6 protein-coding genes and 1 pseudogene are annotated in these 8,428 nt (G+C 70.0%); 5 read left to right on the plus strand and 2 right to left on the minus strand.

Going from position 1 to position 8,428, the window contains the following annotated elements:
- Positions 1–182: 182 nt before the first annotated feature.
- Together BDIM_RS14690 and BDIM_RS14695 are read right to left on the minus strand one after the other, a co-directional pair.
- Positions 183–2,303 (minus strand): alpha/beta hydrolase family protein, encoded by a 2,121-nt coding sequence (locus BDIM_RS14690; RefSeq protein WP_003166378.1) that lies wholly within the window; start codon positions 2,301–2,303, stop codon positions 183–185.
- A gap of 88 nt (positions 2,304–2,391) precedes the next feature.
- Complete coding sequence (locus BDIM_RS14695; RefSeq protein ID WP_003166379.1) at positions 2,392–4,488, minus strand: dipeptidyl-peptidase 5; 2,097 nt, start codon at positions 4,486–4,488, stop codon at positions 2,392–2,394.
- 70 nt (positions 4,489–4,558) lie between these two features.
- Here BDIM_RS14695 and BDIM_RS14700 point away from each other — a divergent pair, with 70 nt between their 5' ends.
- The 5 genes and pseudogenes from BDIM_RS14700 to BDIM_RS18160 form a co-directional block, all read left to right on the plus strand.
- On the plus strand, positions 4,559–5,437 hold the full coding sequence (locus BDIM_RS14700) for a GNAT family N-acetyltransferase (protein ID WP_003166380.1): 879 nt from the start codon (positions 4,559–4,561) through the stop codon (positions 5,435–5,437).
- Between the two features lie 10 nt (positions 5,438–5,447).
- A complete protein-coding gene (gene tsaE / locus BDIM_RS14705; protein ID WP_003166381.1) occupies positions 5,448–5,951 on the plus strand; it encodes a tRNA (adenosine(37)-N6)-threonylcarbamoyltransferase complex ATPase subunit type 1 TsaE in 504 nt (167 codons plus the stop codon).
- On the plus strand, positions 5,944–7,032 hold the full coding sequence (gene amgK / locus BDIM_RS14710) for an N-acetylmuramate/N-acetylglucosamine kinase AmgK (protein WP_003166382.1): 1,089 nt from the start codon (positions 5,944–5,946) through the stop codon (positions 7,030–7,032). The genes tsaE and amgK overlap by 8 nt, the downstream gene beginning before the upstream one ends.
- Positions 7,029–7,742: an N-acetylmuramate alpha-1-phosphate uridylyltransferase MurU gene (murU, locus tag BDIM_RS14715; RefSeq protein ID WP_040346339.1), complete on the plus strand. Its 714-nt coding sequence runs from the start codon at positions 7,029–7,031 to the stop codon at positions 7,740–7,742. The genes amgK and murU overlap by 4 nt, the downstream gene beginning before the upstream one ends.
- Before the next feature lie 2 nt (positions 7,743–7,744).
- A pseudogene (locus tag BDIM_RS18160) lies at positions 7,745–8,428 on the plus strand (double-strand break repair protein AddB); the annotation flags it as partial.

Raw genomic sequence — 8,428 nt, forward strand, 5'->3', positions numbered from 1 at the left:
TCCGCCAGCCGGGCGGCCCCAGCGGGGTCGGCAGCGTCAGGCCCTCGCCGACCAACGGCGCGCAGGCCGCCGTCGCCACGGTCGCCAGCAGCGGCGCCAGAAGCCCTCGTCTCGTCATTCCGCCTCCCCGAAAGCCGAAGGGCGCGGCCCTGTCGAACCGCGCCCCGAAGTCAGGCCGAGCCCTACTTGGCCAGATGCTTTTCCAGCCAGCCGAACACCTCATTGTGCCATTGCAGGCTGTTGGCCGGCTTCAGCACCCAGTGGTTCTCGTCCGGGAAGAAGACGAAGCGGCTCTCGACCCCGCGCCGTTGCAGGGCGGTGAAGGTCGACAGGGCCTGAGACGTCGGGATGCGGAAATCGAGGTCGCCCTGGATCACCAGCATCGGGTCGCGCCAGTTCTGCACGTGGTTGGCCGGGTTGAACTTCTGATAGCCTTCCGGATTCTCCCACGGCGTGCCGCCGTATTCCCACTCGGTGAACCACAGCTCCTCGGTGCCGTAGCCCATGCCGAAGGTGTCGAAGACGCCGTCGTGGTTGACCAGGCATTTGAACTCGCCCGGCCAGTTGCCCGCGATCCAGTTGATCATATAGCCGCCGTAGGAGGCGCCGAGCGCGCAGGCGTTGTTCCCGTCCAGGAAGCCGTACTTCGACTGGGCGAAGGCCCAGCCCTTCTGCAGGTCTTCCAGCGGGCGGTCGCCCCAGTGCTGGCTGATGGCGTCGGTGAATTCCTGGCCGTAACCGGTCGAGCCGTGGAAATCGATCATCACCACCGCATAGCCCGCGCCCGCATAGGTCTCGGGGTTCCAGCGATAGGACCAGCTGTTGCCGAACGAGCCCTGCGGCCCGCCATGGATCAGGAAGGCGACCGGATACTTCTGTCCTTCGACGTAATTCGCCGGCTTGATGACATAGCCGTGGACCGTCTCATTGTTCCAGCCGGGGAAGCTGAACTGCTCGGCCTCGCCGAAGGCCTTGGCCGCCAGCTGCGGGTTCACGTTGGTCAGGCGGCGCGGCATTTCACGGCCGCGATAGGTCTTGAAGAACAGGTCGCTGGGCGAGGTCAGGGTGTCGACCGCCATGACGAAGCCTGAGGGCGTCTGCTGGAAGGCGCCGACGTGGCCTTCGCCCGTCAGCGGCGTCACCACCCCGTTGCGCGCGTCGATGGCGAACAGGCGGGTCTGACCGACGTCGCCCGCCGTCGTATAGAGGGTGTTCCCGTCCTTCGACCATTGCAGCGTATCGGCCGAGCGATCCCAGTTGGCCGCGATCTGGCGGGTCTGGCCGGTGGCGACGTCGCGCAGGAAGATCGAATATTTGTCAGCCTCGAAGCCCGGTCGGGCCATGGCGCGGTAGGCCAGGGTCTGGCCATCGGGCGAGAAGACCGGGCCGGTGTCCCAGGCCGGGTTGGCCTCGGTCAGATTGGTCAGTTGGCCGGGTGCCGAGACGGCGACGCTGTAAAGGTCGAAGTTGGTGCTCCACGGCTCGCTGTTCCCGGCCTTGCGCGCGGAGAAGACCAGCGATTGCCCGTCAGGCGCGAAGGTGAACTCGCTCTCGTCGCCGAACGGCTTGGACGGGGTGTCGCCGTCGAAGCCTTTCGTGACCCAGACCGGCTCGCCGCTCGCCTGGCCGTCGGCGCCGATCGACTGGACGAACAGGTGGTTCTGGGTGTGGTCGTTCCACGTATCCCAGTGACGCACGAACATGCGATCATAGACCTGGCCGGTCGACTTGCGCTCGGCCTCGGTCTTGCCGCGCGCGACCGAGGCGTTCAGGTCGGCCGCGTCCGGGTAGACGGCCAGCGACACGGCCACGGCGTCGCCCGCGCCATTGATGCGATAGGCGTTGACGTCGGTCGGCAGGGCCGTGACCTGCGTCGCCGTCGCGCCCTTGTCGGCCGAGACCCAGACCTGGCTGGAGCCCGAACGGCCCGACAGGAAATACAGCTTGCCGTCGGCGCCCCAGCGGGCGGTGTTGGCGCCGCCTTCGGAAATCGCCAGCTTCTGCGGCTGCGCCTCGCCCTTCAGGCCCAGGATGTAGAGGGCGCTGGAGCGCTTGTTGGCCGCCACGTCCGTCTGGGTCAGGGCATAGACCACCCACTCGCCGTCCGGCGACACCTGAGGATCGCCCAGCCGGTTGGCCGAGATCATGTCCTGATAGGTGAAGGCGGCGCGGGCCTGGGTCGTCGCTGGGGCCGTCGCCGCGGCCGGAGCGGCGAGCGTCCCCTCGGCCAGGGCCGGAAGGGCCGTGGCGGTCAGCAGGGCGGCGGCGCTGAGGCCGGACAGGAGATGGGGCAGGCGGCGCATTCAGGCGCTCCTCATGCGGATGTGAAGTCTGGCCGAAGGCCTAACACCGCCGCGCGCCGCCCGCAAAGTCTCCTGTTCAGCTCGCGGTTTACTGACCTTCCTTCGTCCAGTCGGCCGTCCAGTCCAGGATCTCCTGCTGCCACTCGACCCAGGTCTGGGGTTTCAGCACCCAGTGGTTCTCGTCCGGCACATGGACGAAGCGGCTGGGGATGTTCAGCCGCTGCAGGGCCGAGAAGGTCGCCAGCCCCTGCTCCATCGGCACGCGGAAGTCCTTGGAGCCGTGCAGCACCAGCATCGGCTTCTTCCAGTCGCCCGCATAGGTCTCGGGGTTGTGGGCGTCATAGACCGCCTTGCGATCCCAGGTCGCGCCGCCGAACTCATGGATGAAGGTCGAGATGTCCATGGCGTTCATCAGCTGCGGCACGTCGAACACCCCGGCGTGGTTGACCAGGCAGCGCCACGGCTCGTTCCACTGGCCCGCGATCATATTGACCATATAGCCGCCGTAGGAGGCGCCCAGCGCGCAGGCGCGTTCGCCGTCGATCCACGGATTGGCCGACAGCGCCGCCTGCCAGCCCTTTTGCAGGTCTTCCAGCGGACGATCGCCCCAGTGGTCGTTGATGGCGTCGGTGAAGGCCTGGCCGTAGCCCGGCGAGCCGTGGAAGTTGACCATCACCACCGCATAGCCCGCCGCCGTATAGACCTGCGGATTCCAGCGGTAGGACCAGCTCTCGGTCCAGGGCGACTTGGGCCCGCCGTGGATCAGATAGACGGCCGGATATTTGCGGCCCTCGACGAAGCCCGCGGGCTTGAACACCCAGCCGTGCGCCGTCTCGTCGTTCCAGCCGGGGAAGCGGATCTCCTCAGGGCGCGGCAGGTCGATGCGGGCCAGCAGTTCGGCGTTGTGCTGGGTGACCTGGCGCGCGGCCTGGCCGTTCCGAGCGATGAAGACCTGCGTCGGGGCCGTGAAGCTCTCATGGGCGTAGGCCAGGACGCCGCCGACCTCGTCGAAATCGCCGACCGAGCCGATGTCGGTCAGGGCCTTCACCGCGCCGGTGCGGGCGTCGATCTCGAACAGGCGGTTCTGGCCCTCGTCGGCGGCCGTAACATAGAGCGCCCGCCCGTCCGAACGCCAGGTCAGGCCGCTGGGGCCGCGATCCCAATTGGTCAGGGCGCGGGCGTTCGCGCCGTTCGCATCGGCCACCATGACCACCGGCTGATCGCCGCCGACGTTCTCGCGCGGGGCCGCCAGCCAGGCCAGACGGCGTCCGTCGGGCGACAGGGCGGGCGCCCCGTCCGGTCCCGAATGGCCCTCGGTCAGATTGACCGGCGCGCCGCCGTCCAGGCTCAGGCGATACAGGTCGCTGTCGTTGGTGAAGGCGGCGCGGTCCGCCTGCTTGCGCGCCGCATAGATGAAGGCGCGCCCGTCGCGCGCGATCGTCAACCCGCCCTCGCCGACGCTGACGTCGCCGTCCAGTCCGGCGGTCAGGTCGCGCGGCTGACCCTCGGCGAAGCCCGAGCCGTTCAGCGGCTGCAGGAAGATGTGGCTCTGGCGTCCGTCGGCCCAGCGGTCGAACACCCGCAGCGGCATCCGGTCATAGACCTGCTGGGTCGACTTGGCCCGTTCGGCCAGGCGGTCCTTGGTGCAGTCCAGGGTCTCGCAGTCCGTATAGACCGACACGCCCAGCACCAGGGCCTTGCCGTCCGGCGTGAAGCGGAAACCCGACAGGGACACCGGCAGGGTCGTCACCTGGGCCGCCGCCATGCCCTCGCGGTCCGTCCGCCACACCTGGTTCGACCCGCCGCGCGGCGACAGGAAATAGATCGACTGTCCGTCCGGCGCCCAGCGCGCGCCCGAGACGCCGCCCTCTGAGATCGGCAGGCGACGCGGCGCCGTCGCGCCGTCGACGTCGACCATCCACAGGCCGGTCAGGTTGCGGTTGCCCTCCCAGTCCGTCCGGGTGACGGCGTAGATGACGCGACGGCCGTCGGGCGAGACGCGCGGATCGCCGACCCGCTCCATCATCGCCAGATCCTTCAGCCCGAGGCGGTCCGAGGCCTCGGCCTGAGCCGGCGCAACCGCTGCGGCCGGCGCTTCCTGGGCCGAAACCGGCGTCGCGGCCAAGCCGCCCGCCAGCAACAGCATCTGGACGGCCGCCGCCGTCATCCAGTGTGATCGGGTCATTACGCTACACTCCCCCAAAAGAATGGTCAGGCTTCCTGCATAGGCGGCGATCCGGTCCTAGCCAAGCTGGATGGCGCTTGCCCGCCGCCGCCGCCTCGGCGACAAGCAGGCGATGAGTCCGGCTCCGCACATTGTCGACGTCCTGATCGCCGAGCGCGCGCCCCGGCTGACGGGATCAAGCGCCTGGCCTTTGGCGCGGCCCGCCCTCTACAGCCTGCTCGACTACGCCAAGGCGCGGCGCATGGCCGACGCCATCGGCCCCATGGGCGGGCGACAGGCGCTCGACTATGTTTCCGACCTGCTGGAACTGACAGTGCGGACGGCGCACCTGGACCGCCTGCCTGCGTCTGGCCGCTGCCTGGTGGTGTGCAACCACCCGACCGGCATCGCCGACGGCCTGGCCGTGCACGACGCCCTGCGCACGGTGCGCAACGACCTGATCTATTTCGCCAACGCCGACGCCCTGCGCGTCTCGCCCCGCCTGTCGGAGACCGTCGTCCCCGTCGAATGGGTCACGGCCAAGCGCACGCGCGAAAAGACCCGCGCCACCCTCCAGGCCGCCAAGGAAGCGTTCGAGGCCGAACGCTGCGTCGTCATGTTCCCGGCCGGGCGTCTGGCCCGCGTCGGCCGGGACGGCTTGCTGACCGACCCCGACTGGGCCGCCACCGCCGCTTCGCTCGCCCGCAAGTACGAGGCGCCGGTGATCCCGATCCACGTCGCCGGTCCGACCAGCCGCCTGTTCCACCTGTTCGACAAGGTGTCGCAAGAGTTGCGCGACATCACCCTCTTCCACGAACTGCTGAACAAGAAGGGCCGCGCCTTCGACCTGATCGTCGGCCGCCCCATCCCGCCGCTGGCCCTGGACGTCGACGCCCAGGCCGCCACCCTGAAACTGAAAACCTTCGTCGAGCGGACCCTGGCCGCCGATCCTGACGCGACCTTCGCCTGATGCCCTCCGCATGACGACTTTCGACCTTCCCGACGCCGACGCCACCACCCGCCTCGGCGAAGCCATCGCCCCCCTGCTGGAACCGGGCGAGGCCGTCCTGCTCTACGGCCCGCTGGGCATGGGCAAGTCGACGCTGGCGCGGGGCCTGATCCGCGCCCTGACGCGCCCCGACGAGGACGTGCCGTCGCCGACCTTCACCCTGGTCCAGTTCTATGAGAGCGATCCGCCCATCGCCCATTTCGACCTCTATCGCCTGACCCGGCCCGAGGAGGCCTTCGAGGTCGGACTGGACGAGGCGCTGGACGAAGGCTGCGCCCTGATCGAATGGCCCGAACGCCTGGGCGACGATCCCGGCCGGATGCTCGGCCCCGACCGGTTGATCATCGAAATCTCGGAACCCGCCCCTCAAGCAGCCGCCCTCCGCGAGGGCGGCGATAGGGGCCTCTCTGGAAGAGTTGCGACCGTTTCCGGCGCAGGCTCGTGGGAAGCGAAACTGAAGGAACTCCATGTCTGACCGCGAAGCCCTCCGTCTCGATTTTCTGCGCTCGGCCGGGCTGGCCGGGGCCGTCCGCGCGCCCCTGCCCGGCGACGCCTCGACACGCCGATACGAGCGGCTGACCACGCCGTCCGGCGCCTTCCTGATGCTGATGGATCAGGCCCCCGCCGCCGAGAGCCGCCCCTGCGATCCGTCATGGACGCCGGACCAGCGCCACGCGCACGGCTGGAACGCCGTCGCCCGCCTGTCGGCCGGACGCATCGAGGCCTTCGCCGCCGTCGCCGCCCACCTGAAGTCGCTCGGCCTGTCGGCGCCCGAGATCGTCGCCGTCGACGCCCCCAACGGCCTGGCCGTGATCGAGGATTTCGGCGACGCCCTGTTCGCCCGCGTCATTGAGGACGGCGCCGACCCCGCCCCCCTCTATCGCGCCGCCGTCGAGGCGCTCGCCGTCCTGCACGCCGCCCCGACGCCCGAGACGCTGACGGGCGCAGCGGGCGACTGGCCCCTGCTGACCTATGACCAGACGGCGCTGCAAGGCGGGGCCGACCTCTTCGTCGAATGGCTGCCCAAGCTGATCCCCTCGCTCAGCTTCGACGACGCCGCCGTCGCCGAATGGCGCGCCGCTTGGGCGCCGATCACGACGGCGGGCGAGGCGGGCGCCTCCGTCATGGCCCACCGCGACTATCACGCCGAGAACCTGATCCGGCTGGACGGCAGGACCGGCGCCGCCTCGGTCGGGATGATCGACTTCCAGGATGCGGTGAAGGCCCACCCGTCATGGGATCTGCACTCCCTGCTGCAGGATGCCCGCCGCGACGTGGCGCCCGAACTGGAGGCTCTGGCGCTCGAGCATTATTTCGCCCTGCGCCCCGAGACCGACCGCGAGGCCTTCATGGCGTCCTACGCCGGTCTGGCCGCCCTGAACGAGGCGCGCATTCTCGGGATCTTCGCCCGCCTGATCGCCCGCGACGGCAAGCCCCGCTACGCCGCCTTTATGCCGCGCATGTGGGCGCACCTGAACGCCAATCTGACGGCGCCCGGTCTCGAAGCCGTCGCCGCCTGGATGGACCGCCACGCGCCGAAGGAAGTGCGTCGATGACCGCCCCCCCCACCGCCATGGTCCTGGCCGCCGGGCTCGGCACGCGGATGCGCCCGCTCACCAACGACCGGCCCAAGGCTCTGGTCGAGGTCGGCGGCAAGGCGCTGATCGACCATGTGCTCGACCGGCTGGCCGAGGCGGGCGTGACCGACGTCGTGGTCAACGTCCACTGGTTCGCCGACCGGCTGGAAAGCCATCTGGCCGCCCGCACGCGGCCGAGCATCCGCATCTCTGACGAGCGCGCCGAACTGCTGGAGACCGGCGGCGGGCTGAAGAAGGCCCGCCCCCTGCTGGGCGACGGTCCGGTGTTCGTGGCCAATATCGACAGCGTGTGGATCGACCGGGGCGACGCTCTGGGCGACCTGATCCGCCTATGGAATCCCGCGCGCATGGACGCCGCCCTGCTGCTGGCCCGGCGCGAAGGCTCCATCGGCTTCGAGGGCGGCGGCGACTTCTTCCTCGGCGACGACGGCGCCCTGACCTTCCGGGGCGAGGCCGCCAGCGCGCCCTACGCCTATATGGGCGTCCACATCACCCGGCCGGACTACGCCGACCAGGGCCCCGACGGCCCCTTCTCGCTCAGCCCCCTGTGGCGCGCCTCGGCCGCCGAGGGTCGCCTGTTCGGCTGCGTGCTCGACGGCGACTGGATGCACGTCGGCGACCCGCAGGCGCGCGATGAAGCCGAGGCGCGGCTGAAGGCGGAGATCTGACCATGACGGGGGGGCGCTTCGATCCTTTCTCGGGTGACGGCCCGCGATGGCGCGCCGTGCCCGCCTGGCGGCCCTTCCTCGAAGACCTGGCGGCGGGGGTGCTGGACTGGTTGGGCGACGCCCCGCCCGAGACCCTGACCGACGCCACCATCCTGCTGCCCAACCGCCGCGCCGCCCGCGCCTTCTCCTTCGCCCTGGGCAAGCTGGCGGGCGAGCGCCCCGTTCTGCTGCCTCAGGTCCGCCCGCTCGGCGATCTGGAAGAAGACGAGCCGCCCTTCGCCCCCGGCGAACTGGGTCTGGACCTGCCGCCCGCCATCGCCCCTCTGACGCGCCGCTTCGAGATGGCGCGCATGATCGCCGAGGATTTCGAGCCGGGGATGAAGCCCCTGCGCGCCCTCGAAATGGCCGATGCGCTGGGCGCCTTCCTTGATTCCTGCCAACTCGAGGAAGTCTCAGATCTGTCGCGCGTCGCGACGCTGGCGGAACAGGATCTGGCCGAGCACTGGCGCGAGAGCGCGCGCTTCCTCGGCCTCGCCGTCGACGCCTGGCCGAAACGGCTGGAGGCGCTGGGCCTGGTCGACCCCGCCTGGCGCCGCGCGACCCTGCTGCGTCGTCTGGCCGAGGCGTGGGATGCCCGCCCGCCTCAGGCCCCGGTCATCGCCGCCGGGTCCACTGGCACCGTCCCC

Origin of the sequence: Brevundimonas diminuta ATCC 11568, assembly GCF_000204035.1 — a bacterium.
Classification (GTDB): Bacteria; Pseudomonadota; Alphaproteobacteria; order Caulobacterales; family Caulobacteraceae; genus Brevundimonas; species Brevundimonas diminuta.

What these genes read in the sequence shown, in the direction of transcription:
- BDIM_RS14690 (WP_003166378.1), bottom strand. Translation starts at nt 2,303, where the DNA reads ATGCGCCGCCTGCCCCATCTCCTGTCCGGCCTCAGCGCCGCCGCCCTG.
- BDIM_RS14695 (WP_003166379.1), bottom strand. Translation starts at nt 4,488, where the DNA reads ATGACCCGATCACACTGGATGACGGCGGCGGCCGTCCAGATGCTGTTG.
- BDIM_RS14700 (WP_003166380.1), top strand. Translation starts at nt 4,559, where the DNA reads ATGGCGCTTGCCCGCCGCCGCCGCCTCGGCGACAAGCAGGCGATGAGT.
- tsaE (WP_003166381.1), top strand. Translation starts at nt 5,448, where the DNA reads ATGACGACTTTCGACCTTCCCGACGCCGACGCCACCACCCGCCTCGGC.
- amgK (WP_003166382.1), top strand. Translation starts at nt 5,944, where the DNA reads ATGTCTGACCGCGAAGCCCTCCGTCTCGATTTTCTGCGCTCGGCCGGG.
- murU (WP_040346339.1), top strand. Translation starts at nt 7,029, where the DNA reads ATGACCGCCCCCCCCACCGCCATGGTCCTGGCCGCCGGGCTCGGCACG.